The organism is Pseudomonas sp. UBA1879 (genome assembly GCF_002338065.1).
GTDB lineage: Bacteria > Pseudomonadota > Gammaproteobacteria > Pseudomonadales > Pseudomonadaceae > Aquipseudomonas.
Window position 1 is genome coordinate 243,624 of sequence record NZ_DDHJ01000015.1, and the last position, 22,321, is coordinate 265,944.

At 59.5% G+C, this 22,321-nt stretch carries 24 protein-coding genes and 3 tRNA genes; 12 read left to right on the plus strand and 15 right to left on the minus strand.

Annotated features, from left to right (window positions below; genetic code table 11):
- The first annotated feature begins 1 nt into the window (after position 1).
- On the plus strand, positions 2-943 hold the full coding sequence (locus B3N48_RS16215; RefSeq protein WP_296185414.1) for a sugar kinase: 942 nt from the start codon (positions 2-4) through the stop codon (positions 941-943).
- Between the two features lie 129 nt (positions 944-1,072).
- Here the strand turns inward: B3N48_RS16215 and B3N48_RS16220 are convergent, their stop codons facing one another.
- The gene (locus B3N48_RS16220; RefSeq protein WP_081568400.1) at positions 1,073-1,348 is read right to left on the minus strand and encodes a peptidylprolyl isomerase; all 276 of its coding nucleotides are present in this window, start codon (positions 1,346-1,348) and stop codon (positions 1,073-1,075) included.
- 183 nt (positions 1,349-1,531) lie between these two features.
- On the opposite strand from B3N48_RS16220, the gene B3N48_RS16225 reads away from it, so the two are divergent.
- Complete coding sequence (locus B3N48_RS16225; RefSeq protein WP_296185419.1) at positions 1,532-2,704, plus strand: PilT/PilU family type 4a pilus ATPase; 1,173 nt, start codon at positions 1,532-1,534, stop codon at positions 2,702-2,704.
- Positions 2,705-2,817: 113 nt separating this feature from the next.
- Here B3N48_RS16225 and B3N48_RS16230 read toward each other — a convergent pair whose 3' ends face one another.
- The 9 genes from B3N48_RS16230 to B3N48_RS16270 form a co-directional block, all read right to left on the minus strand.
- Positions 2,818-3,588, minus strand: a complete 771-nt coding sequence (locus B3N48_RS16230; RefSeq protein WP_296185420.1) for a 3-hydroxybutyrate dehydrogenase — start codon at positions 3,586-3,588, stop codon at positions 2,818-2,820.
- Between the two features lie 10 nt (positions 3,589-3,598).
- Positions 3,599-4,990, minus strand: coding sequence for a GntP family permease (locus B3N48_RS16235; RefSeq protein ID WP_296185421.1), 1,392 nt, complete (start codon positions 4,988-4,990; stop codon positions 3,599-3,601).
- Between the two features lie 230 nt (positions 4,991-5,220).
- Positions 5,221-6,639 carry a sigma-54 interaction domain-containing protein gene (locus B3N48_RS16240; RefSeq protein WP_296185423.1) on the minus strand — a complete coding sequence of 473 codons (1,419 nt, stop codon included), beginning with the start codon at positions 6,637-6,639 and terminating at the stop codon, positions 5,221-5,223.
- A 56-nt stretch (positions 6,640-6,695) separates the two neighbouring features.
- Positions 6,696-8,279 carry an ABC transporter ATP-binding protein gene (locus tag B3N48_RS16245; protein WP_296185425.1) on the minus strand — a complete coding sequence of 528 codons (1,584 nt, stop codon included), beginning with the start codon at positions 8,277-8,279 and terminating at the stop codon, positions 6,696-6,698.
- A gap of 1 nt (position 8,280) precedes the next feature.
- The gene (locus B3N48_RS16250) at positions 8,281-9,303 is read right to left on the minus strand and encodes an ABC transporter permease (protein WP_296185427.1); all 1,023 of its coding nucleotides are present in this window, start codon (positions 9,301-9,303) and stop codon (positions 8,281-8,283) included.
- Positions 9,303-10,367, minus strand: coding sequence for a microcin C ABC transporter permease YejB (locus B3N48_RS16255; protein WP_296185428.1), 1,065 nt, complete (start codon positions 10,365-10,367; stop codon positions 9,303-9,305). The genes B3N48_RS16250 and B3N48_RS16255 overlap by 1 nt, the downstream gene beginning before the upstream one ends.
- Positions 10,367-12,235, minus strand: coding sequence for an extracellular solute-binding protein (locus B3N48_RS16260; protein ID WP_296185429.1), 1,869 nt, complete (start codon positions 12,233-12,235; stop codon positions 10,367-10,369). The genes B3N48_RS16255 and B3N48_RS16260 overlap by 1 nt, the downstream gene beginning before the upstream one ends.
- 326 nt (positions 12,236-12,561) lie before the next feature.
- Positions 12,562-12,843: a peptidylprolyl isomerase gene (locus B3N48_RS16265; protein WP_166594734.1), complete on the minus strand. Its 282-nt coding sequence runs from the start codon at positions 12,841-12,843 to the stop codon at positions 12,562-12,564.
- Positions 12,844-12,947: 104 nt separating this feature from the next.
- Positions 12,948-13,832, minus strand: coding sequence for a triacylglycerol lipase (locus B3N48_RS16270; RefSeq protein ID WP_296185432.1), 885 nt, complete (start codon positions 13,830-13,832; stop codon positions 12,948-12,950).
- 178 nt (positions 13,833-14,010) lie between these two features.
- On the opposite strand from B3N48_RS16270, the gene B3N48_RS16275 reads away from it, so the two are divergent.
- Complete coding sequence (locus B3N48_RS16275; protein ID WP_296185433.1) at positions 14,011-14,139, plus strand: hypothetical protein; 129 nt, start codon at positions 14,011-14,013, stop codon at positions 14,137-14,139.
- Here the strand turns inward: B3N48_RS16275 and B3N48_RS16280 are convergent.
- Positions 14,130-15,215: a 3-deoxy-7-phosphoheptulonate synthase gene (locus tag B3N48_RS16280; protein ID WP_296185435.1), complete on the minus strand. Its 1,086-nt coding sequence runs from the start codon at positions 15,213-15,215 to the stop codon at positions 14,130-14,132. The genes B3N48_RS16275 and B3N48_RS16280 overlap by 10 nt on opposite strands.
- 327 nt (positions 15,216-15,542) lie before the next feature.
- Entirely contained in the window at positions 15,543-15,686 is a 144-nt protein-coding gene (locus B3N48_RS16285; protein WP_296185436.1) for a hypothetical protein, read from the minus strand.
- A 183-nt stretch (positions 15,687-15,869) separates the two neighbouring features.
- On the opposite strand from B3N48_RS16285, the gene B3N48_RS16290 reads away from it, so the two are divergent.
- A complete protein-coding gene (locus B3N48_RS16290; protein ID WP_296185437.1) occupies positions 15,870-16,643 on the plus strand; it encodes a carbon-nitrogen hydrolase family protein in 774 nt (257 codons plus the stop codon).
- Positions 16,644-17,105, plus strand: a complete 462-nt coding sequence (locus B3N48_RS16295; protein WP_296185439.1) for a GNAT family N-acetyltransferase — start codon at positions 16,644-16,646, stop codon at positions 17,103-17,105.
- 18 nt (positions 17,106-17,123) lie between these two features.
- Here B3N48_RS16295 and B3N48_RS16300 read toward each other — a convergent pair whose 3' ends face one another.
- A complete protein-coding gene (locus tag B3N48_RS16300; RefSeq protein WP_296185441.1) occupies positions 17,124-17,390 on the minus strand; it encodes a DNA-binding protein in 267 nt (88 codons plus the stop codon).
- An 81-nt stretch (positions 17,391-17,471) separates the two neighbouring features.
- On the opposite strand from B3N48_RS16300, the gene B3N48_RS16305 reads away from it, so the two are divergent.
- From B3N48_RS16305 to B3N48_RS16330, 6 genes are all read left to right on the plus strand, one after another.
- Entirely contained in the window at positions 17,472-17,837 is a 366-nt protein-coding gene (locus tag B3N48_RS16305; protein ID WP_296185443.1) for a helix-turn-helix domain-containing protein, read from the plus strand.
- Positions 17,838-18,027: 190 nt separating this feature from the next.
- Entirely contained in the window at positions 18,028-18,672 is a 645-nt protein-coding gene (gene uvrY / locus B3N48_RS16310) for a response regulator transcription factor GacA (RefSeq protein ID WP_296185444.1), read from the plus strand.
- Between the two features lies 1 nt (position 18,673).
- Positions 18,674-20,497, plus strand: a complete 1,824-nt coding sequence (uvrC, locus tag B3N48_RS16315; protein WP_296186167.1) for an excinuclease ABC subunit UvrC — start codon at positions 18,674-18,676, stop codon at positions 20,495-20,497.
- A gap of 32 nt (positions 20,498-20,529) precedes the next feature.
- Positions 20,530-21,090, plus strand: coding sequence for a CDP-diacylglycerol--glycerol-3-phosphate 3-phosphatidyltransferase (gene pgsA, locus B3N48_RS16320; protein WP_296185445.1), 561 nt, complete (start codon positions 20,530-20,532; stop codon positions 21,088-21,090).
- Positions 21,091-21,151: 61 nt separating this feature from the next.
- A tRNA-Gly gene (locus B3N48_RS16325) sits at positions 21,152-21,227 on the plus strand.
- Between the two features lie 45 nt (positions 21,228-21,272).
- Positions 21,273-21,346, plus strand: a tRNA-Cys gene (locus B3N48_RS16330).
- On the opposite strand, the gene B3N48_RS16335 is transcribed toward B3N48_RS16330, so the two are convergent.
- Entirely contained in the window at positions 21,315-21,464 is a 150-nt protein-coding gene (locus B3N48_RS16335; RefSeq protein ID WP_296185446.1) for a hypothetical protein, read from the minus strand. The two genes, B3N48_RS16330 and B3N48_RS16335, sit on opposite strands and share 32 nt — an antisense overlap.
- Before the next feature lie 258 nt (positions 21,465-21,722).
- Between B3N48_RS16335 and B3N48_RS16340 the strand changes: the two genes are divergently transcribed.
- A tRNA-Leu gene (locus B3N48_RS16340) sits at positions 21,723-21,809 on the plus strand.
- Positions 21,810-21,985: 176 nt separating this feature from the next.
- On the opposite strand, the gene B3N48_RS16345 is transcribed toward B3N48_RS16340, so the two are convergent.
- Entirely contained in the window at positions 21,986-22,303 is a 318-nt protein-coding gene (locus B3N48_RS16345; protein WP_296185447.1) for a hypothetical protein, read from the minus strand.
- Between the last annotated feature and the right edge of the window lie 18 nt (positions 22,304-22,321).

Genomic DNA, 22,321 nt, shown 5'->3' on the forward strand with positions numbered 1-22,321 from the left:
GATGAGCGAACTGGTCAGTCACAGTCACCCTCGTGTCGCCCTGATCGGCGAATGCATGATCGAGTTGCAGCAGCACGCCGACGGCGCCCTCAAGCAAAGTTTCGGCGGCGACACGCTGAACACGGCGGTCTATCTGTCACGGCTGTTGGGGGCGTCTGCGCAAGTGGATTACGTCACGGCGCTGGGCGACGACAGCTTCAGCGACGCCATGTGCAACATCTGGGCAGACGAGGGCATCGGTCTGAGCCGAGTGCAGCGTTTGCCGGGGCGGCTGCCGGGGCTGTATTGCATCCAGACCGATGCCAACGGCGAGCGGCGTTTCCTCTACTGGCGCAACGAGGCGGCCGTGCGCGAATGCTTTACCACCCCCTCGGCTGACCCGATTCTGGCGGCGTTGCCGGACTACGACGTGCTGTATCTGAGCGGTATAACGCTGGCGGTGCTTGGGGAAGTGGGGCGCGCACGCTTGCTGTCGAGCCTGGGCGACGCCCGTGATCGCGGCGCGCGGGTGGTGTTCGACAACAATTATCGGCCGCGGCTGTGGCGCAGCGTCGATAAGGCGCAGCAAGCCTATCGGGCGGTCATGCACGAAGTGGACGTGGCGCTGCTCACTGAAGATGACGAGCAGGCGCTGTTCGGCTACAGCGACAGCGAGCAGATCATGGACGCCTATCGCGGGCTGGGCGTGGCCGAAGTGGTGCTCAAGCGTGGCGCGCAAAGCTGTCTGGTGCGCGCAGGCGAGGGACGGTATGACGTGCCGGCACACCCGGTGCGCAAGGTTGTCGACACCACGGCAGCGGGGGATTCGTTCAGCGCCGCGTACCTCGCCAAACGCCTGCGCGGCGGCAGCCCGGAAGAAGCAGCCGATGCTGGGCATCGCTTGGCCGGGCTGGTGATTCAGCACCCGGGGGCGGTCATCCCGCGGAGCGTGATGCCGGTCTGAATCACGTACTGGACTCCCAGTAGGAGCGCGCTTGCCCGCGGTAGCGTTTGACCAGACATATCTGCGGTATTTGCCATGGTGCAATCGCGAGCACGCTCACTCCTGCAGATTCATGGCGTGAACGTAATTTCAATCCCGATAAAACACCTGCACCAGGTGATAGCCGAATTTGCTCTTCACCGGCCCGTGCACGGTACGCAGGGGTTTTTTGAAGATGATCTGGTCGATGGCGCCGACCATCTGACCGGGCCGAACTTCGCCCAGATCACCCCCGCGCTTGCCGGAGGGGCAGGTGGAATATTTCTTGGCCAGCACATCGAAGGCTTCACCCTTGGCAATGCGCTGCTTGAGCTGTTCGGCCTCTTCGGCGGTTTTGACCAGAATATGCCGGGCTTGCGCCTTCATGCTGAATGAACCCCTCGATAAAAAGCCGCGCATTATGCCTTTGTCATGTGAATTCAGGTAATTTCCTTCACCTTGGTCGGACGAACGCGACGCTGTGACGAACGTTGCCATGGGTCGAGGGTCGCAGCTACAGGCAGGGCGCGGCCCATCCGTCTTCTTAAACCTTTATGTGCGGTGCGATTTATGGATTTTCCGGCGTTGTTGAAGGTGTTGGCCACCCAGGATGGATCGGATCTGTACCTGTCTACCGGGGCGCCGCCCTGTGCGAAATTCAATGGCGTCCTCAAGCCCTTGGGCACTGAAGCCTTCAAGCCTGGTGACGTCGCGCTGATTGCCGACGGGATCATGGACGTCGAACAGCGCCAGGATTTCGAGCGTGAACTGGAAATGAACCTGGCGTTCTCTCTGTCCGGGGTGGGTCGGTTCCGGATCAACATCTTCAAGCAGCGCAACGAAGTGTCCATCGTGGCGCGCAACATCAAGCTCGACATCCCGAAGTTCGAAGACTTGCACTTGCCGCCGATCCTGCTCGACGTGGTCATGGAAAAGCACGGGCTGGTGTTGTTCGTCGGGGCCACCGGCTCGGGCAAGTCCACCTCGCTGGCGGCGCTGATCGATCACCGCAACCGCCACGCCAGCGGGCACATCATCACCATCGAAGATCCGGTGGAATTCATCCACAAACACAAGCGCTCGATCATCAACCAGCGGGAAGTCGGGGTTGATACCCGCAGCTTTCATGCCGCGTTGAAGAACACCTTGCGCCAGGCGCCGGATGTGATTCTGATCGGCGAGATTCGCGACCGGGAAACCATGGAACACGCCCTGGCCTTCGCCGACACCGGGCACCTGGCGATTTCCACATTGCACGCCAACAACGCCAACCAGGCGCTAGACCGCATCATCAATTTCTTCCCGGAAGAACGCCGCCCGCAGTTGCTGCATGACTTGGGCAACAACCTCAAGGCCTTTGTCTCGCAGCGACTGGTCAAGACCACGGACGGTAAACGCCGTGCGGCGGTGGAGGTGATGCTTGGGACGTCGACCATTCGCGACCTGATCCACCGCAACGAGCTGACCGAGCTCAAAGGCATCATGGAGAAATCGGTGAACCTGGGCATGCAGACGTTCGACAACGCGCTGTATGACCTGGCCGTGGAAGGCGTGATCAGCGAAGACGAAGCGTTGAAGAATGCGGACTCGACCAACAACGTACGCCTGCGCCTGAAACTGCACGCCGAGGGTGACGCCAACACGATCTCCACGCCGCCACCCCCTCCGCAGCCAGCCGCGCAGGTGAGCGTGAAAGATTGGGGATTGGTGGATGAGCGGGATGAGCCGGGCTCATTGGGATGATGATTACCTTGTAGGAGTGAGCTTGCTCGCGATTGCGTTCGAACCGCCACAGCTGTATCAACTGGCACGACGCGATCGCGAGCAAGCTCACTCCTACAGGACTTGCGGAACCTTCAGCGCGCCAACCAGCCGCCATCGATATTCCACGCCGCGCCACGCACCTGCGCACCCGCTTCGCTGCACAGAAACAGCGTCAACTCGCCCAATTGTGAGGGCGTGACGAACTCCAGGGACGGCTGCTTTTCCGCCAACAGGTCGTGCTTGGCCTGTTCGATGTCACCGGTTTCGGCGCCACGATCGTCGATCTGCTTCTGCACCAAGGGGGTCAACACCCAGCCAGGACAGAGGGCATTGCACGTCACATTCGTGGTCGCGGTTTCCAGGCCCACCACTTTTGTCAGCCCGATCACACCGTGCTTGGCGGCGACGTACGCGGCTTTGCCAGTCGAACCCACCAAACCGTGCACCGAGGCGATGTTGACGATCCGCCCCCAGCCTTTGGCGCGCATGCCCGGCAGGCACAGACGTGTACTGTGGAACACCGATGACAGGTTAATTGCGATGATCTTGTCCCAGCTCTCGACCGGGAAATTTTCCACCGCATCGACGTGCTGAATCCCGGCGTTGTTCACCAGAATGTCCACGCCGCCAAACTGACGCTCGGCGTAGGCAATCATGTCGGTGATCTGCCCCACGTCGCTGACGTCCGCCGGATGATGGCCGACCTTGCCGCCGAACTGTTTGACCTGCTCGATTACGGCCGAGGCGTCACCGAAGCCGTTCAGCACCAGATTGGCGCCCGCTTTCGCCAGGGTCAGGGCGATGCCGAGGCCGATGCCGCTGGTGGAGCCGGTGACCAATGCGGTTTTGCCTTGCAGACTCATGTTGGATTCCTCATACGATGCCGGTTGCATAGAACGTCGCGATGACCACGAACACCGCGAGGGTCTTGATGATCGTGATGCTGAAAATGTCTTTGTACGCTTCGCGGTGGGTCAGGCCGGTGACTGCCAGTAACGTGATCACGGCGCCGTTGTGGGGCAGGGTGTCCATGCCGCCGCTGGCCATTGCCGCGACCCGATGCAGCACTTCCAGGGGAATGTTGGCGGCATGAGCGGCAGCGATGAAGCTGTCAGACATCGCTGCCAGCGCAATGCTCATCCCGCCCGATGCCGACCCGGTGATGCCCGCCAACAGGGTAACGGTGATCGCCTCGTTGACCAGCGGATTGGGAATCGACTTGAGCCCGTCCGCCAACACCAGAAACCCCGGCAGGGAAGCGATCACCGCACCGAAGCCATATTCCGAAGCGGTGTTCATCGCCGCCAACAACGCACCGCTGACCGCGCCCTTGGTGCCTTCCGCGAGTTTCACTTTCACGGTTTTGAACGCAAACAGCAACACGAATACGATGCCCACCAGCAGCGCGGCTTCCACCGCCCAAATGGCGGTGATCTTGGCGATGTCGGTCTGCACCGGCGTCGCCATGCCTGGCAGCGCGAGGGTGTGGGTCTTGCCGTACCACTGTGGAATCCACTGGGTGAACAGCAGGTTCATGATCCCGACCAACAACAGCGGCGCCAGGGCGATCCAGGGGTTAGGCAATTGGATGTCAGCCGGCGTTTCCGGCTCGTTGCGCAGTTCGGTGCCATAGCCTTCACCCGCCCGTTGCGCCTTGTTGCGCTGGCGCTGCAAGAACAGCATGCCCGCGCAAAACACGAACACCGTGCCGATCAGCCCCAGCCATGGCGCCGCCCAGGCGGTGGTGTTGAAGAATGTCGAGGGGATGATGTTCTGAATCTGCGGGGTGCCGGGCAGGGCGTCCATGGTGAACGAGAATGCCCCCAAGGCAATGGTGGCCGGGATCAGGCGTTTCGGGATGTTGCTCTGGCGGAACATCTCGGCGGCGAACGGGTACACCGCGAACACCACCACGAACAGCGAAACGCCGCCGTAAGTCAGCAGCGCGCAGACCAGCACGATCACCAGCATCGCTTGTCGCGTCCCCAGCAGCCTGATGGCCGCCGCGACGATGGAGCGGGAAAAGCCGGACAGCTCGATCAACTTGCCGAACACGGCGCCGAGTAGAAACACCGGAAAGTAAAGTTTGACGAACCCCACCATCTTGTCCATGAACACCCCGGTAAATGCGGGCGCCACGGCGGACGGATCGGTCAGCAAGACGGCACCGAGGGCGGCGATAGGGGCAAAAAGAATGACGCTGTAGCCACGGTATGCAGCGAGCATTAACAGCGCGAGGGCTGCCAAGGCGATGATCACACTCATCGAGTGTCTCCTGTTGTTTTTGTTATCGATGCGGTCGAGCCGCTCGACAGGAGACTTAGCGACAATCGTGCCATGTGTCTAACTGAATGATTTATATGGATTAATTTCTGAACGGCAGAATGCAGAGGTTGCGACGTCTCTTTTTGGAGACTTTCTCGACCAAGGTTTCCGACACGGCACTGTGCAAACCCTGAACCTGGATGCGTCTCTGTTTCGGGACCTGAGTCTCGTTATTGAGACTCTGCAATCCCTAGCGCCGCCATCTTCTTGTACAGGGTTGAACGCCCCAGCCCCAACTCTCGCGCCGCCAGAATCACATTCCCTCGGCACTGCGCCAATTTGGCCTGGATCAGTTCCCGGTCGAAGCGTAGCCGCGCGTCATTGTAGGTTTCATTGACGGCCGGTTCCGCTCGTCGTTGTGAACTAGCGCCCGAATAGGGCACCAGTGTCCCGATCGCCACCCGGATATCCTTTGCCGTCAGCTGTGCGTCGTCGCTGAGCAGCGCCGCCCGTTCCAGCACGTTGCGCAATTCGCGGATATTCCCTGGCCAGGCGTGTTGACCCAGCATCGCCATCGCCCCCGGTTCCAGCTCATGCTGGCTGTGCAGCGACTCCAGAATCGCTTCGCTCAGCGCAGGCAGGTCATCCAGACGCTCGCGCAGCGGCGGAACCGCGATCGGCAGCACGCTCAGGCGGTAATACAGGTCGGCACGGAACGCTCCACGCTTGATCGCCGCCTCAAGGTCGATGGAGGTGGCCGCTATCAAGCGGATGTCACTTTTGATCAGCTCGTTGGAGCCGACGGGTTCGTACTCCTTCTCCTGTAATACGCGCAGCAGTTTGCTCTGCAACGGCAGGGGCATGTCACCGATCTCGTCGAGGAACAGCGTACCGCCCTCGGCCAGGTGCAGTTTGCCCTGTCGCCCGCGCCGGTCCGCGCCGGTGAAAGCCCCCGGCGCCGTGCCGAAGAATTCCGCTTCCAGTAACGCTTCAGGAATGGCGGCGCTGTTGACGCTGACAAAAGGCTTGTGGGCGCGGGGTGAGGTGTTGTGAATGGCATGGGCCAGCAGTTCTTTGCCGGTGCCGGTTTCGCCCATCAGCAAGACCGGAGACTCGGTACTCGCGCTGCGTCGCGCGCGGCGTTTGACTTCCAGGCTGGCCGGGCTGGTGCCGATGAACTGGGCAAAGCTGTACTTGGCCTGTCGCGCGCGCAACAGCGAACGGGTCGAAGCCAGTTCCTGCTGCATGCTCTGGTAACGTTTGAGCAGCGGGGAAAGGGCCTGCAGCTCATCGAACAGGGCGAAGCCGATGGCGCCGATCACGCCCCCTGCATCGTCGTGGATCGGCAGGCGCATCACCACCAGCGGGTCTTTGGCGGTGTCCATCATGTCCAGCAGAATCGGCTGGCCGTTGCTTGCCACCTGACGCAGCAAACTGCCCGGAATCACCTTCTCGCACGGCTGGCCCACGGCCCGGCTGGCATCTTCCAGGCCGAAGCGACGAGCATAGCGTTCATTGATCCAGACAATCCGCGCGTCCTTATCGACAATCACAGTCCCTTCACTGGACTGCTCGATGATTTCAAACAACGAGCGGATCGCCAGACGCCGAACGCGTCGGTAATCCTTGAGGGATTCGCTGTCTTTCATGCGTTGTTCCGTCGTATCCGTTCCCGGCATCTGGCCGCTCAGACTGCTGGTGCGCATCAGTTGTAACCCGGATGCGCCGCCGCCAGCAGCTCCCGGGTGTAAGGGTGTTGCGGTGCGTCGAAGACGTCGTGGCTGGCGCCACGCTCGACCACCTGGCCGTCCTTGACCACGATCAGGTCATGGGCCAGGGCCCTGACCACCGCCAGGTCGTGACTGATGAACAGGTAGGTCAATCCGTGTTTCTCCTGGAGCTGGCGCAACAACGCCACCACCTGTTTCTGCACGGTACGGTCCAGCGCCGACGTCGGTTCATCGAGCAAAATCAAGGCAGGTTTGAGCACAAGGGCACGGGCGATGGCGATACGTTGCCGTTGCCCGCCGGAAAACTCGTGGGGGTAGCGATGTCGGCTCAGCGGATCGATGCCGACTTCCTCCAACGCGCGAATCACTTCGGCATCGCAGCGCACCTTGTCCAGTTCGCTGTGCACTTCCAGCCCCTCGCTGATGATCTGCGCCACCGACATGCGTGGGCTAAGGCTGCCGTAAGGGTCCTGAAACACCACTTGCATCTGCTTGCGCCACGGCCGCATCTGCTTCTGATTCAGACCGTCCAGCGCGTGACCCTTGAAGCGGATACTGCCACGGGATTCCAGCAAGCGCAGAATGGCCTGACCAAGTGTCGATTTCCCTGAACCGGATTCACCAACGATCCCCAGCGTCTTGCCGCGCTCGATGCTCAAGCTGATGTCATCGACCGCTTTGAGGTATTCGTGATGACGGTTGAATATCCCGCTACCCAGCGAGAACCAGACCCGCAGGTTCTCGACCTCAAGAACTTTTTCGCGGGTGTCGCGGGGCAGGGGTTCGCCCGCAGGCTCGGCGTCCAGTAACAGTCGGCTGTAAGGGTGTTGCGGGTGCTTGAACAAGGTATGGCAATTGGATTGCTCGACGATCTCGCCGGCGCGCATCACGCACACCTTCTGGGCAATGCTGTGCACCAGATTCAAGTCGTGGCTGATCAATAGCAGCGACATGTTGAGACGCTGCTGCAGTTGCTTGAGCAGCAGCAGAATCTTGCGCTGCACCGTGACGTCAAGGGCCGTTGTGGGTTCGTCGGCAATCAACAGTTCCGGCTCACACGCCAGGGCCATGGCGATCATCACCCGCTGGCGTTGTCCCCCCGACAATTCGTGGGGGTAGGCTTTCAGGCGTTTTTTCGGGTGCTGAATGCCCACCAGTTCCAGCAATTCGAGAATCCGCGCCTGCGCCGCCTTGCCACTCAGGCCTTTGTGCAGCAACAGCGTTTCGCCAATTTGCCTCGACACTGTATGCAGCGGGTTTAGCGAGGTCATCGGCTCCTGAAAGATCATGGCAATCTGATTGCCGCGGATTTGCCGCAGGGTCTTGCCGTCGGCGCCCAGCAGCTCTTGCCCGCGATAGCGGATGCTGCCCGTGCTGACCGTGCCCGCCTGCGGCAACAGTTGCAGGATCGAGTGCGCCGTCACCGATTTGCCCGAACCGGATTCGCCGACCAAGGCCAGGCATTCCCCGGCCGGGATGTCGAGACTCAGGTGCTTGACCACGGTGGTGCCGCCGAACGACACCGACAAGTCGCGGATTTCAATCAGATGTTCAGACACGTCAGGACCTCGGGTCGAAGGCGTCACGCAACGCCTCGCCAATGAACACCAGCAACGAGAGAATAAGTGCCAGCGTAAAAAAAGCCGTGAAGCCAAGCCACGGGGCTTGCAGGTTTTGCTTGCCCTGACCGATCAGCTCACCCAGCGAAGCGCTGCCCGCGGGCATGCCAAACCCCAGGAAATCCAGGGCCGTGAGGGTCGAAATCGCTCCCGTCAGAATGAATGGCAGGTAACTCAGGGTCGCGTTCATCGCGTTGGGCAAGATGTGGCGCAGGATCACTTTGCGGTCATCCAGTCCCAAGGCACGGGCCGCTTTGACGTACTCCAGATTGCGCCCGCGGAGGAATTCGGCGCGCACCACGTCCACCAGCGCCAGCCAGGAAAACAACGCCATGATGCCCAGCAGCCACCAGAAGTTCGGCTCAACGAAACCCGAGAGAATGATCAGCAGGTACAACACCGGCAGCCCCGACCACACTTCCAGCAAACGCTGCCCGATCAGGTCCACCCAGCCGCCGTAATAGCCTTGGAGTGCACCGGCGGCGATGCCGATCAGCGCGCTGATGACGGTCAAGACCAGGGCAAACAGAATCGACACCCGCGCGCCGAAGATTACCCGAGCCAGCACGTCCCGCGCCTGATCGTCCGTGCCCAGCCAATTGGTGGCCGAGGGCGGGCTGGGCGCCGGTTTGTTCAGGTCGTAGTTGGGCGTGTCGTCGCTGAAGGGAATGGGCGGAAACAGCATCCAGCCATCACCCTTGCTGATGAGCTGGCGCACGTAGTCGCTGCGGTAGTCCGGCTGGAAGGGCAGTTGACCGCCGAACTCTTGCTCGGTGTAGCGTTTGAAGGCAGGGAAGTACAACGCGTGTTGATAACTGAGCACCAAGGGTTTGTCGTTGGCGATCAATTCACCGCACAAACTGAGGACGAACAGTCCACAAAACAGCCACAGGGACCACCAGCCGCGGCGGTTGTTACGAAAACGCTCGAAACGTCGACGAGCCACCGGAGACAGTCTGCGCATCAGGCGTTCCTCGCACTGAAGTCGATTCGCGGGTCCACCAGGGTGTAGCAGATATCCCCGACCAATTTGATCAGCAGCCCGAACAGGGTAAAGATGAACAGCGAACCAAAGACCACCGGGTAATCCCGCGACACGGCCGCCTCGTAACTCATGCGCCCGAGGCCGTCGAGTGAGAAAATCACCTCGATCATCAGCGAACCGGCGAAGAACACGCTGATGAACGCCTGGGGAATACCAGCCACCACCAGCAACATGGCGTTGCGAAACACATGCCCGTACAGCACGCGGCGCTCGCTCAGCCCTTTGGCGCGAGCCGTCACCACGTATTGACGAGTGACCTCGTTGAGAAACGAGTTCTTGGTGAGAATAGTCAGCGTCGCAAAGCCGCCGATCACCAGCGATGCGACAGGTAGCACCAAGTGCCAGAAATAGTCGGCGATTTTGCCTAGCGTGGTCATCTGATCGAAGTTTTCCGAGACCAGGCCGCGAATCGGGAACCAGTTCAGGTAGGTGCCTCCGGCAAACAGCACCACCAACAGCATGGCGAACAGAAACGCAGGCATCGCGTAGCCGACGATGATCGCCGTGCTGCTCCAGATGTCGAAATGGCTGCCGTGTTTGACCGCTTTGCGAATGCCCAACGGGATCGACACTAGGTAGGTGATCAGCGTGGCCCACAGGCCGAGTGAGATGGAGACTGGCATTTTTTGCAGGATCAGGTCGGTGACCTTGGCGCCGCGAAAGAAACTGTTACCGAAGTCCAGGCGCGCATAGTTCGACAACATCAGCCACAAACGCTCATGCAGCGGCTTGTCGAAGCCGTACTGGTGTTCGATTTCCTTGATCAGCTTGGGGTCCAGACCGCGACTCGCCCGTGACTGGCCGACGTTCATGGTTTCGGTATGCCCCGCGCCGATGGTGCCGCCCGCGACGCCCTGCAGCTTGGCGATGGCTTGTTCCACCGGGCCGCCGGGCGCGGCCTGCACGATAAAGAAATTCACCAGCAAGATGCACAGCAGTGTCGGCAGGATCAACAGCAGACGCCGGGTCAGATAGCCGAGCATTACTTCACCTCCGAAGGAATGGCCGAGGCGCCCCGTTGCCGGGCGAATTGCTCATTGTTCAGGGCCTGCGGGCTGATTTCCCACCAGGTCTCGATAGCCTCGCTGTTACTCGCCTGCACCTTGGGAATGCCAAAACGGTTCCACCACACGGTGGAGGAGCCCGGCGGATAATAGTTGGGTATCCAGTAAAAGCCCCATTGCAGCACACGGTCCAGCGCATGGGCGTAGTCGATCATCGCCGGTTTGGTGTCTGCTTTGGCCAGGCCGTTGATCAACGTGTCCACGGCTGGATCGCGCAACACCATGTAGTTGCTGGAGCCGGCATCCCGGGCGACGCTGGAGCCAAAGTTGTTGTAGAGCTCCAGGCCAGGAGAGGTCGAGACGCCATAACCGGTCACGATCATGTCGTAGTCGCGCGCCATGACCCGGTTCAGGTACTGCGCGGAATCGATGCGGCGAATCTCGAAGTCGACGCCAATCTGCGCCAGATTGCGCTTGTACGGCAGAAGGATTTTCTCGAAACCGCTTTGGCCGTTGAGGAAGGTGAAGCTCAGCGGCTCACCGGCGGCGTTGACGAGTTTGTCGCCCTTGGGCATCCAGCCCGCTTCTTCGAGCAAGCCAAGGGCTTGCAATTGTTTGTCGCGAATGAACCCGCTGCCATCGGTCTTAGGGGTCTGAAACACCGTGGTGAACACTTCCGGCGGTACCTGACCGCGCAACGGTTCGAGAATCTTCAGCTCCGACTCGGTCGGTAACTGGGTCGCGGCCAGGTCACTGTTGGAGAAATAGCTGTTCTGACGAACGTAGACATTGCGCATCATCTGCTTATTGGTCCATTCGAAATCCCACAGCATCGCCAGCGCCTGGCGAACGCGGCGATCCTGGAATTTCGGCCGGTCCAGATTGAACACGAAGCCCTGAGAACTCTGCACGGCGCCCCTGGCAAGGTGCGCACGCTGAAGGCGCCCTTCGGTCAAGGCAGGACTGTCATAAAGGATGGAGTAGCCCGTGGCGGAGTATTCCCGGTTGTAGTCGTAACCGCCGCCGCGCAAGACCTGCCGGGCGACGTCAATGTCGCCGAAATACTCGACGCTGAAGTGATCGAAGTTGTACATGCCTCGGTTCACCGGTAAATCCTTGGCCCACCAGTCCGGATTGCGCTCGAAGACAATGCTGCGACCCGGATCGACTTTGCCGATGCGATAGGGGCCACTGCCAACCGGCGCCTCGAACCCGCCGCCGTTGCTGAAGTCCCTGTCTTTCCAGTAATGCTCGGGAAACACCGGCAGTGAGGCCAGGTCCAGCGGCAGCGTGCGACTTTCGTTGCTTTTGAAGTCAAAGCGAATCTGGCTGGGCGATTCCACTTCCACGTCTTTTACGTCAGCGAACTCAGTGCGGTAGGACAAGCTGCCCTGGGTCATCAGCAGGTTGTAGGTGAAGCGCACGTCATCGGCCGTGATGGCCGTGCCGTCGGAAAAGCGCGCTTTCGGATCAAGGAAAAAGCGCAGCGACATACCATCCGCCGCTCGCTCCATTTTTTCCGCGATCAGGCCGTAGACCGTGTAGGGCTCGTCCAGCGACCTGACAGCCAGTGGCGAGTAGAGCAAACCATTGACCTGAGACACGCCGGTGCCTTTGTCCAGGTACGGCATGATGTGGTCGTATTGACCGATTTCCTGCGCGGACCGGCGCATGCTGCCGCCTTTTGGGGCATCCGGGTTTACATAGTCGAAATGCTGGAAATCGGCAGGGTAACGGGGGGCTTCACCGTAAACCGTCAGGGCGTATTGAGGTGCGGCGGACAGGGACTGAAAACCTGAGACAAGGACCATGGATGCAACGATCAGCGATGAAAAAACAAAACGCATTACACGAATCCTGACTGACATTGATGGGCAACGTCAGGGTTGAAGGTCATGGACGGGAACGTCTTCTCTGTCCTTTGGTATTTATTCGTTACCTCCGGTGGCAAGGTACCGCAACGCTGTGATCTTTGTAACCGCACGATTCCTGTGGTTGATGACCTTTTTACAATGCGGCGTAGCGGCGTAAGCGCTCAAGTGCCCGCTGGGCAGCGAATCGGACAAAACAAAGCAATTTCTTTGCCGGACCCGGCCCCTCAGGTCAGTGAAGGGTGTGTCATGAAAACGGCCCGCTTTTAAGGGCGGGCCGTTTGAGCACACAACGGTCAAGATCAGTCCTGACGGCTGGTGACTTCCAGCAAGTGGTAACCGAACTGGGTTTTCACAGGGCCTTGTACGACGTTGACGGGCGCGCTGAACACCACGGTGTCGAATTCTTTGACCATCTGGCCTGGACCGAAAGACCCCAAATCACCGCCTTGGCGGCTGGAAGGGCAGCTGGAGTTGGCTTTTGCGACTTCGGCAAAGTCAGCGCCGTTTTCGATTTCCGCCTTGAGTTCGTTGCATTTAGCTTCGCTGGAAACAAGGATGTGGCGGGCTGTGGCTTTAGCCATTTACAAGTACTCCTGTCAAAAAAAGAAAGAGCCTACCGGATTAAGGAACGCTTTTCCCGAGAAAGTTCCGACTCGCGGACTGAGCGGCTGAGTCGGCGCGGGAACTACAAGCCTTTGCAAAACAACAAGCGCGCATGATCGACATACAGCTGTATTGGATCGATATCCCGACGCACCCAGCCTGCCGCCTGATTGATCGTGTCTACGTGATCGAGCGGGTAGTCGGACCGAATGACCTTACCCAAGTGCGAACTGAAACGTCCGACCAGGCCGTCGTTTTCCATGGCTTCCCGCTCGAACAGCAAGGCCTGACTGCGCAGTGCCAAGTGTAGTGGGTCAAACGCGTTTTGACCTTCGTCCAGTAGCGACCCTTGAATGCAGCCGCTCCACGAATAATAGTGAACGCCGTTCACGCGTTCCGCGCCTTCACCGCCCCAATCGTTCGGCAGCCCTTGGGGGTACAGTTCATTGAACCGCGCCACGCCCTCGGTGGTCAGGGCGTCCAGCGCCCGAATCGGGTCTTGCGGTAATTCCGGATTGCCACTGAGCAGCGAGAGAAAGTGGCTGAACCCTGCCACCAGTCGCGCCGCCTGCTTTTCTGGCATGGCACCGGCCGTGAAGGCGCGGCGGATTCGGTCTGCGACCTCGGAGCCGTGATTCGGGCCGCTCACTGAGGTCACCGAAGCTACGCGGTCGGGACGGATCGCGGCCACGTAACGGGCCGTGAGTGCGCCCTGACTGTGTCCGATCAGGTTGGCCTTTAGATAACCCGTACGTTTCATGAAGCGTTCAATCTGATCAAGAAGCTGTTCGCCCCGGGTTTCGTTGTCATGCACCCCGGACAGCACGGGGACATGGACCCGGCAACCCGCACGCTCCAACGCTGGAACGATGCCGTGAAACATGTCAAAAGAGCCGATGCGGTCAAAGCCGAACAGCCCGTGGACCAGCAGAATGGGGTATTTCGTCGTGACGCCTGTGTCGTTCATGGGGTGCGCTCCCTCGCTTGGTGGATGGCCAGCGAGGTTAGCGAGTCAAATGAGGCTGTGAACGATGCCAGTTGCGGGATTCAGCGCGGGTTCGGCGCGGCGGAAAATCCTGCATGAGCGAAGAGGCGCGTATAGCAAGGGCGTGCCGCGTAGGCGGGACACTTCGAGGACAGGTCCGATGGGTTTCACCTGCACGTCCTACGAGATCCATCAAGAGATCGACAGCGGCGTGCTGTCCGCGATGACACGTCAGTGGGAAACCGGCCTCAGCATTTGGGTCGGCTTCCCACATCCGGTTTATCTGTAGCGCAGTTGATTCACGGCGCTGCGCACCAGCGCCTCGGTGCCGTCCCAGCCCAGGCACCCGTCCGTGACCGATACACCGTAGCGCAGGGAGTCGCTCAGCGGCTGACACCCTTCGAACAGATGGCTCTCAAGCATCATGCCGATGAGGCTGCGGTCGCCGGCCAGGCGCTGTTGCAACACATCATTGAAAACATGGGGCTGGCGCAGCGGGTCTTTACCACTGTTAGCGTGGCTGCAATCGACCAAGATCCGCGCAGCGATACGGTTTTTGTCGAGACTGGCGTTGACGGTGGCCACGCTTGCCTGATCGAAGTTAGGCCCTGCATGGCCGCCGCGCAGCACGATATGCGTGTCCGGGTTGCCTTGGGTTTCGATGATCGCAGGATGCCCCTGGCGATCGATGCCGAAGTGGCGATGCGCATGGGCGGCCGACCGAATCGCGTCGCAGGCTACAGCGATGCCGCCGTCGGTGCCGTTCTTGAAGCCCACCGGCATCTCAAGGCCACTGGCCATTTCCCGATGAATCTGAGATTCCGTGGTGCGCGCGCCGATCGCCACCCAGCTCAGCAGGTCGTCGAAATACCCTGCCGCCATCGGTTGCAGCAACTCGGTCGCAATCGGCAGGCCGAGGCCGATCATCTCGCGCATCAGTTGACGGGACAGTGTCAGGCCCGCCGCCATGTCATCGCTGCCATCCAGATGCGGATCGTAGGCGAGGCCTTTCCAGCCTACGGTGGTACGGGGTTTTTCCACGTACGCGCGCATCACCAGCAGCATCTGGTCGCTGACGTCGGTGGCCAGGTTGGCGAGGCGCTCAGCGTATTCCAGTGCGGATTTCGGATCGTGAATCGAGCAGGGACCGACCACCACCAGCAATCGGCTGTCTTCGCCATTGAGGATGGCGCGGACCGATTGACGATGGGCAGCGACTTGGCCAATGAGTGCAGCGCTGAGCGGCAACTGATTTTTCAGCGCGAGAGGGCTGGGCAGGCGTTGTGGGGCAGGGTGGCTGTCGATCAAGGTCAGAGGACTGGACGGCAGGTCGGACAGGTGGGTAGCAGCGACGGACGAATTCATGGGTTCAGGCTTCCTGGTCGGCGGGCATCTTCCCGCGCGAACCTACTGGGGTGTTCGACAAAGGGCCGTACTGGCCGGAGGTGTTGCTGTGCCACCTGTCAGTGACCGATCGGAGGCGGCAGGCTGTCCCGAACGGAGGCTGCTAAATCGCCAGGCGAAGTCGATGTCGTTGCAGTAATAAGTGCTGTAGCTCATGTCGTTTTCCTCGATTCGAAGCGTTAGTCGGTTTTCACAGGCCTGAAAAAACGAAACCCCCGGTCGGGAAGCCGACCGGGGGTAGAGTTATCTCTGGTGGGCGTCCCGTGATTCGTGGGCGCCGTGTGGGTATCAGGCGCGCCAGTGGCTAAACCAATACCCATAAAAATAAGCAGCCGGAGAGGCGATCGTCTGTGCATCCCACACGGCCATGCTCGCCACCAGACGCGAAGCGTCGGCAGTGGACTGAAGCGATGTCGTGATGGATGGCAACATGATGTGTCTCCGTGGAATGCCGCCGAGCTTACTTCAGCCTTGCGCGACTATTCAATTGGAAATTTCAATCCCGGCGATTTCACACGGCGTTTGACGACGGTCGTTATCGAGTGCATGCAGCGCATCACGTAGAATGCCGCGGCGACTTTCTCGCTGGAGAGGGGATACTCATGAGGAACGGCGATGCACAGTAACGAATCGCTTGGCAGCGTCGTGCTGGCCGCGGCTCAGTCGCACTCGGTGGCAGGCGATATCGCCGCGAATATGGCGCGACATCTCGCGTTCATGGCGCAAGCGGCCGAGAAGGGCGTGGATGTTTTAATGTTTCCTGAGCTGTCGCTGACCGGCTACGAACCTGCCTTGGCACGAAGACTGGCGCTCACAGTGCAAGATCCGTGTTTGAATCCGCTACGCGATAAGGCCCGCGAACTGGGGATCACCACCATTGTGGGGGCACCGATTCGTTCGACGATCAATGACGACGTGTTGATCGGCGCACTGATTTTTCACAGCAGTGGGCAGATAACGGTGTATGAGAAGGAGCACTTGCACAGCGGTGAGGAAGCCGTATTCGGCGCGGGAACGGGCGGTGCCCCGATCGATCTTGGCCATGAACGCTTGGGTTTGGCGATTTGTGCCGACTTCGCGCAGACCATTCACCCCCGTAAGGCCGCAGATGCCGGCGCGACGGTGTACGCCGCCAGCGTGCTCATTTCTGAAAGTGGCTACGCCCATGATGCGGATCTGCTCAGCGGTCACGCGCGAAGGCACCGAGTGGCGGTGATGATCGCCAATCATGCAGGCATGACAGGGGGCTGGATGTCGGGTGGCCGTAGCGCGCTCTGGGATGAAGACGGCGAACGAGTCGCCGAACTGCCCGATGCGGAAGAAGGCTTGCTGATTGCGCAACGTGCCGGCAAAGGCTGGATAGCGCATGCGCAGAAGGTTTCGCTGTAGATGCCGATTGTCGCGCGCCTTGCAAGTAAGCAGCTTGAGCTGCGAGTCGCCACTGACGAGCATCTTACCTTCGCCCGTGAACTGACGCGCAGCAACATGCAGAGCTATTACAGACAGTACGACCTGACGTGGCAGCCGGCAGCGTTCGACGCGGAATGGCAGGTGCGCGACAGCTACGTGGTGGAACAGGCCGGTAAGACGATTGGGTTCCTTGGGCTGACCCGGGGAAGCGACTACCTTTATTTACGTGACATCCAGCTGATCGAAGCCTATCGGAGTGACGGCGTAGGTGAATGGGTCATCACGTGGGTCGAAAAACAGGCAAGGGAGCGAGGCTGTCGCAGTGTTCGCCTGAAGGTATTCAAGCGTAATCCGGCAATGGGGCTGTATCTCCGACTCGGTTACCGGCATGTCGGCGAAGAGCCGGCCCTGTTCTGGATGGAGCGCGTGCTGACGCTCTGACAGTGCGTTGGAGGTCGATCAAGCCTCGGGGTCTGAAGGCAGCACAATCTGGGTGGCACCTTCCGAACTCGTGGGCGGGTTGGCGGAGGCCGGAATCACGCCAACTTTCATGCCCAGTAGTACGGCAACTTTATGGGATTCTCCGCGTCGGCCTTTTTTTCGCCCGGACAACACCTGATACGTCGTGGCCGGGTCGACGCTGTTTTCCCTGGCAAACTCTTGAACGGATTTCCCTTGTTCTTCAAGCCAGGCCTTGGCTTGTGCTGCGGTGCGTATCCCGGGCATAGTTCAAAACCGTTCAAGTTTGTACAAATTATCTGGATTCTACCATTCGTAAGGATGGGGTCAACAAGGTTACGCATTCAAATGAGTGGAATTGGTGCCCGGCTTAGGGAAGAACGCGAGCGCTTGGGGCTGTCGCAGCGAGCGTTCGGTGAAATTGGTGGCGTCGAGCCCAATGCGCAAGGAAAGTACGAAAACGGTGACCGCACGCCGAAAGCCGATTATCTGGCAGCAGTGGCCGCCAAAGGTGTTGATGTGTTGTATGTGCTGACCGGATCGCACACCCCTGCGCCTATTGAAAACCTCAGTCAGGTCGAGGAGTGGGTGTTGGGCAGCTACAGGACGCTGATCAAGGAAGACCAGGACGCCATCCTGCGCATGACCACCGCGCTGGCTGAGTACAAGACCGGCTATGCCGTTGAAAAGAGATCCGCTTCGCAGGAAGATTGACTCCTCTTCGCACGCGTGAATGTGCGTTCCAAGATTTTTATGCCAGTTCCAGCGCCGATGATGATAGCGTGTCGGTCTATTTATCGGATCCTCGTCATGACCGGTCGAGCGCTGCTCACCCTAGGTCCCGGGCTTTCTTTTTTGTTAAAGTGGCGAACCTTCGCCATGAATCGTTTTGTGAGGTGTCTGCTTGATTAGGGTGCTGGTTGTCGATGACCATGATCTGGTTCGGACAGGTATCACACGCATGCTCGCCGACATCGACGGTCTGCAAGTGGTCGGCCAGGCTGACTCCGGCGAAGAGTCGTTGAAAAAGGCCCGGGAACTCAAGCCCGACGTGGTGCTGATGGACGTCAAGATGCCGGGCATCGGCGGTCTGGAAGCCACGCGTAAACTGTTGCGCAGTCACCCTGACATCAAGGTCGTCGCGGTGACGGTCTGTGAAGAAGATCCGTTTCCAACCCGTCTGTTGCAAGCGGGTGCGGCGGGTTATATGACCAAAGGCGCGGGGCTGACCGAAATGGTCCAGGCGATCCGTCTGGTGTTCGCCGGGCAGCGCTACATCAGCCCGCAGATTGCTCAGCAATTGGCGCTGAAGTCGTTCCAACCACAGACCAGCCAGTCGCCATTCGATCTGCTGTCCGAACGGGAAATCCAGATCGCGTTGATGATCGTCGGATGTCAGAAGGTGCAGACCATTTCCGACAAGCTCTGTCTGTCGCCCAAAACCGTCAATACCTACCGTTATCGCATCTTCGAGAAGCTTTCGATTGGCAGCGACGTCGAACTGGCTTTGCTGGCCGTTCGCCACGGCATGGTCGATGCCAGCGCCTGAAATGACTCAATCGTTCGATCCAAGCGCGTTTCTTGCCACCTGCAGTGGCCGTCCCGGTGTCTATCGCATGTTCGATATCGACGGGCGGCTGCTCTATGTGGGCAAAGCCAAAAACCTGAAAAAGCGCCTCGCCAGCTATTTCCGCAAAACCGGCCATGCGCCGAAAACCAGCGCGCTGGTAGGGCGTATCGCTCAAGTCGAAACCACTATCACCGCCAATGAAACCGAGGCCCTGCTGCTCGAGCAGACGCTCATCAAGGAATCGCGGCCGCCCTACAATATTCTGCTGCGGGACGATAAGTCCTATCCCTACGTGCACCTGTCCGACGGTGAGTTTCCGCGGTTGAGCATTCATCGCGGGGCAAAAAAGGCGAAAGGCCGATACTTCGGGCCTTATCCGAGCGCCGGGGCGATTCGTGAAAGCCTCAGCATTCTGCAAAAGACCTTTCATGTGCGTCAGTGCGAAGACAGCTTTTACAAAAACCGCACTCGTCCGTGCCTGCAATACCAGATCAAGCGCTGCAAGGCCCCGTGCGTGAATTTAGTCGAGCCCGAGGTGTACGCCGAAGACGTTCGCCACTCGGTGATGTTCCTGGAAGGGCGCAGCAATGCGTTGACTGATGAGCTGAACATGCTGATGGAAAAGGCGGCGATGTCGCTCAATTTCGAGCAGGCTGCCGAGTTGCGCGACCAGATCGGCCTGCTGCGCCGGGTTCAGGACCAGCAGAGCATGGAAGGCGGCAGTGGCGACGTCGATGTCGTGGCCGCTTTCGTCAACCCCGGCGGCGCTTGCGTGCATTTGATCAGCGTGCGGTCCGGTCGTGTGCTGGGCAGCAAGAATTTCTTTCCGCAAGTCGGGATCGAGGAGGAGGTTGGGGAGGTCATGTCGGCCTTCCTGGCCCAGTATTTCCTCGGCGGTGGTGAACGCGAATTGCCGAGTGAAGTGATCGTGAACGTTGTCAACGAAGATTTTCCGGCGTTGATCGAAGCCATTGACGCCTCTCGCGGCAAGGAAATCACGATCAGCCACCGGGTGCGCGGCACGCGGGCGCGCTGGCAGCAGTTGGCCGTGACCAACGCCGAGCAAGCCTTGGCGGCAAGATTGGCGAATCGCCAGCACGTGGCCGCACGCTTCGAGGCGCTGGCGCACGTGCTCAAACTGGACGAACCGCCGCAACGGCTCGAGTGCTACGACATCAGCCATTCCAGCGGCGAAGCGACTGTCGCGTCGTGTGTGGTGTTCGGCCCTGAAGGTCCGATCAAATCCGATTACCGTCGTTACAACATTGAAGGCGTGACCGCCGGTGACGACTATGCCGCCATGCACCAGGCGTTGACCCGCCGCTTCAGCAAGATCAACGACGGTGCCGGTAAGCTTCCGGATATTCTTCTGGTGGACGGCGGGAAAGGCCAGCTGAACATGGCCCGCGATGTGCTCAATGAGCTCGCCGTGCCGGATCTCATCCTGCTGGGTGTCGCGAAAGGCACGACCCGCAAGGCCGGTTTCGAAACCCTGTACCTGAATGATGTCGCCCACGAGTTCACGCTGAAGGGCGATTCGCCTGCATTGCACCTGATCCAGCAGATCCGTGATGAGGCTCACCGCTTCGCAATCACTGGCCACCGCGCGCGCCGTGGCAAGACCCGGCGCACTTCAACCCTTGAAGGTGTCGCGGGCGTGGGGCCAACGCGGCGTCGTGACTTGCTCAAGCACTTCGGGGGGCTGCAGGAATTGTCCCGCGCCAGCATCGAAGAAATCGCCAAGGCACCCGGAATCAGCAAAAAGCTCGCAGAGTCGATTTATGCCAGCCTGCACAGCGAGTAGAATGCCCGCTCACCTCGTAGCCAGTTGTGCCGATGAATATCCCTAATCTGATCACCGTATTACGTGTCCTGCTGATTCCGATCTTCATTCTGTTGTTCTATCTGCCTTATCACTGGAGCTATATGGCTGCCAGTTCGGTTTTTGCCCTGGCGGCGGCCACTGATTGGCTGGACGGCTACCTTGCCCGACGTCTGGAGCAGAGCACGCCGTTCGGCGCGTTTCTCGACCCCGTGGCCGACAAGCTGATGGTGGCCGTGGCGCTGGTGTTGCTGGTGCAGGCTCACGCGAATTTCTGGCTCACGCTGCCCGCCGCCGTGATCATCGGTCGCGAAATCGTGATTTCGGCGTTGCGCGAATGGATGGCTGAACTCGGCGCGCGAGCTCAAGTGGCGGTGTCCAACCTCGGCAAATGGAAAACGGCGGCCCAGATGCTGGCGCTGGTGATCCTGTTGGCGAATCCGCCCGCCTTCACGTTTTGGGTGGTGTTGGGTTATGTCCTGCTCATGGTCGCGGCGGGGCTGACGTTATGGTCGATGGTGCAGTACCTGAGAGCGGCCTGGCCGCATCTGCGCACCACCACAGAGCAAAAATAAGTATTTTTAAATCAAGGGGTTGACGGGGTCATTTGAATCTATAGAATGGCGCCCACACAAAGCGGGAATAGCTCAGTTGGTAGAGCACGACCTTGCCAAGGTCGGGGTCGCGAGTTCGAGTCTCGTTTCCCGCTCCAGTTTGTACGCGTTCAGGGTCAGTTATTGAGGCGTTGGACGTTTGGGGCCGAGTAGCAAAATGGTTATGCCGCGGATTGCAAATCCGCTTACGCCGGTTCGATTCCGACCTCGGCCTCCACATTTAAAACCCGTGAGATTAATGTCTTGCGGGTTTTTTTGTGGCCGTCGATAAAGTGGCCCATCCTGTTCGACTGCACCAATTCCGCTTCCTGTTGTGATTCTGCCTGGTCGTCCATTTCGCCGACCTGCGACGATCCCCAACGGTCGCTGGCGGCCTTGGTGCATTGCCAGCGCCGATGTCAGGGCAAACCTGGCATTGCTTATCCGCTAGCGTAGGTGACTGATTCGTCAAGCATTTTCTTCGGCCCCTACGTTACATTTTCAGCTCGATATCTCATGTCTGGCGCTTGCTTCGGAGGGTGGGGATGTATATATTCCCAGCTCTTGTCGTCCAGCCCGCTTCAAGGCGGCTGCCAGACGAGCGTTGAAATACTGCCCTGATGGTGAAATTGGTAGACACACCGGACTTAAAATCCGTCGTCCGAAAGGATGTGCCGGTTCGACTCCGGCTCGGGGCACCAAACACATCGCGAGTGGCGATCCTGCTGCATCCAGGATCGCGCAGAGCGTCAACAAAACCGGCCAGTGGCCGGTTTTTTTGCGTCTGGGTATTTCACCGCTCCCGCTTTATGGCATCGGTCAGCGCTAACGCGTGCTGGCAGTCAATCCGATCAAGCAGGCACACTTTCGCCCGAGATCAATCTTTGATCACCTTGAGCAGTTGCTCGCTCGCGTGTGCGGCCACCGCGCCGGCTTGCATGTCTGACCAATCCGCGAAGTCGGTATTGGCGGCAACGAATGCGTCCCATTGCTTGTCTGCGACTGATTCGAAATCTTCGATGGTGTTGATGTCGTAGCCGGCTGACTCACACAAGCTAATAAAGTCCGGGCTGTTTGAATGTTTGGAAATGAAGGCGGGATTCAGCATATCGAGCAATAGCGAGCGTTTCGTCTCCGCGAGACGTTTCGCGGCTTCGGTCAAGCTTTCTAAGTGAACGGCTTCCTTTGTATCCATGATGAACTCCTACTCAGT

Bases quoted from the DNA above. Each gene is read 5' to 3' on its own strand.
- B3N48_RS16300 (WP_296185441.1), bottom strand. From the start codon at position 17,390: ATGCCCGGGATACGCACCGCAGCACAAGCCAAGGCCTGGCTTGAAGAA.
- B3N48_RS16250 (WP_296185427.1), bottom strand. From the start codon at position 9,303: ATGCGCAGACTGTCTCCGGTGGCTCGTCGACGTTTCGAGCGTTTTCGT.
- B3N48_RS16275 (WP_296185433.1), top strand. From the start codon at position 14,011: ATGGGTTTCACCTGCACGTCCTACGAGATCCATCAAGAGATCGACAGC.
- B3N48_RS16215 (WP_296185414.1), top strand. From the start codon at position 2: ATGAGCGAACTGGTCAGTCACAGTCACCCTCGTGTCGCCCTGATCGGC.
- pgsA (WP_296185445.1), top strand. From the start codon at position 20,530: ATGAATATCCCTAATCTGATCACCGTATTACGTGTCCTGCTGATTCCG.
- B3N48_RS16280 (WP_296185435.1), bottom strand. From the start codon at position 15,215: ATGAATTCGTCCGTCGCTGCTACCCACCTGTCCGACCTGCCGTCCAGT.
- B3N48_RS16255 (WP_296185428.1), bottom strand. From the start codon at position 10,367: ATGCTCGGCTATCTGACCCGGCGTCTGCTGTTGATCCTGCCGACACTG.
- B3N48_RS16290 (WP_296185437.1), top strand. From the start codon at position 15,870: ATGCACAGTAACGAATCGCTTGGCAGCGTCGTGCTGGCCGCGGCTCAG.
- B3N48_RS16285 (WP_296185436.1), bottom strand. From the start codon at position 15,686: ATGTTGCCATCCATCACGACATCGCTTCAGTCCACTGCCGACGCTTCG.
- B3N48_RS16335 (WP_296185446.1), bottom strand. From the start codon at position 21,464: ATGGACGACCAGGCAGAATCACAACAGGAAGCGGAATTGGTGCAGTCG.
- B3N48_RS16295 (WP_296185439.1), top strand. From the start codon at position 16,644: ATGCCGATTGTCGCGCGCCTTGCAAGTAAGCAGCTTGAGCTGCGAGTC.
- B3N48_RS16260 (WP_296185429.1), bottom strand. From the start codon at position 12,235: ATGCGTTTTGTTTTTTCATCGCTGATCGTTGCATCCATGGTCCTTGTC.
- B3N48_RS16265 (WP_166594734.1), bottom strand. From the start codon at position 12,843: ATGGCTAAAGCCACAGCCCGCCACATCCTTGTTTCCAGCGAAGCTAAA.
- B3N48_RS16230 (WP_296185420.1), bottom strand. From the start codon at position 3,588: ATGAGTCTGCAAGGCAAAACCGCATTGGTCACCGGCTCCACCAGCGGC.
- B3N48_RS16270 (WP_296185432.1), bottom strand. From the start codon at position 13,832: ATGAACGACACAGGCGTCACGACGAAATACCCCATTCTGCTGGTCCAC.
- B3N48_RS16220 (WP_081568400.1), bottom strand. From the start codon at position 1,348: ATGAAGGCGCAAGCCCGGCATATTCTGGTCAAAACCGCCGAAGAGGCC.
- B3N48_RS16345 (WP_296185447.1), bottom strand. From the start codon at position 22,303: ATGGATACAAAGGAAGCCGTTCACTTAGAAAGCTTGACCGAAGCCGCG.
- B3N48_RS16305 (WP_296185443.1), top strand. From the start codon at position 17,472: ATGAGTGGAATTGGTGCCCGGCTTAGGGAAGAACGCGAGCGCTTGGGG.
- B3N48_RS16225 (WP_296185419.1), top strand. From the start codon at position 1,532: ATGGATTTTCCGGCGTTGTTGAAGGTGTTGGCCACCCAGGATGGATCG.
- uvrC (WP_296186167.1), top strand. From the start codon at position 18,674: ATGACTCAATCGTTCGATCCAAGCGCGTTTCTTGCCACCTGCAGTGGC.
- B3N48_RS16240 (WP_296185423.1), bottom strand. From the start codon at position 6,639: ATGAAAGACAGCGAATCCCTCAAGGATTACCGACGCGTTCGGCGTCTG.
- B3N48_RS16235 (WP_296185421.1), bottom strand. From the start codon at position 4,990: ATGAGTGTGATCATCGCCTTGGCAGCCCTCGCGCTGTTAATGCTCGCT.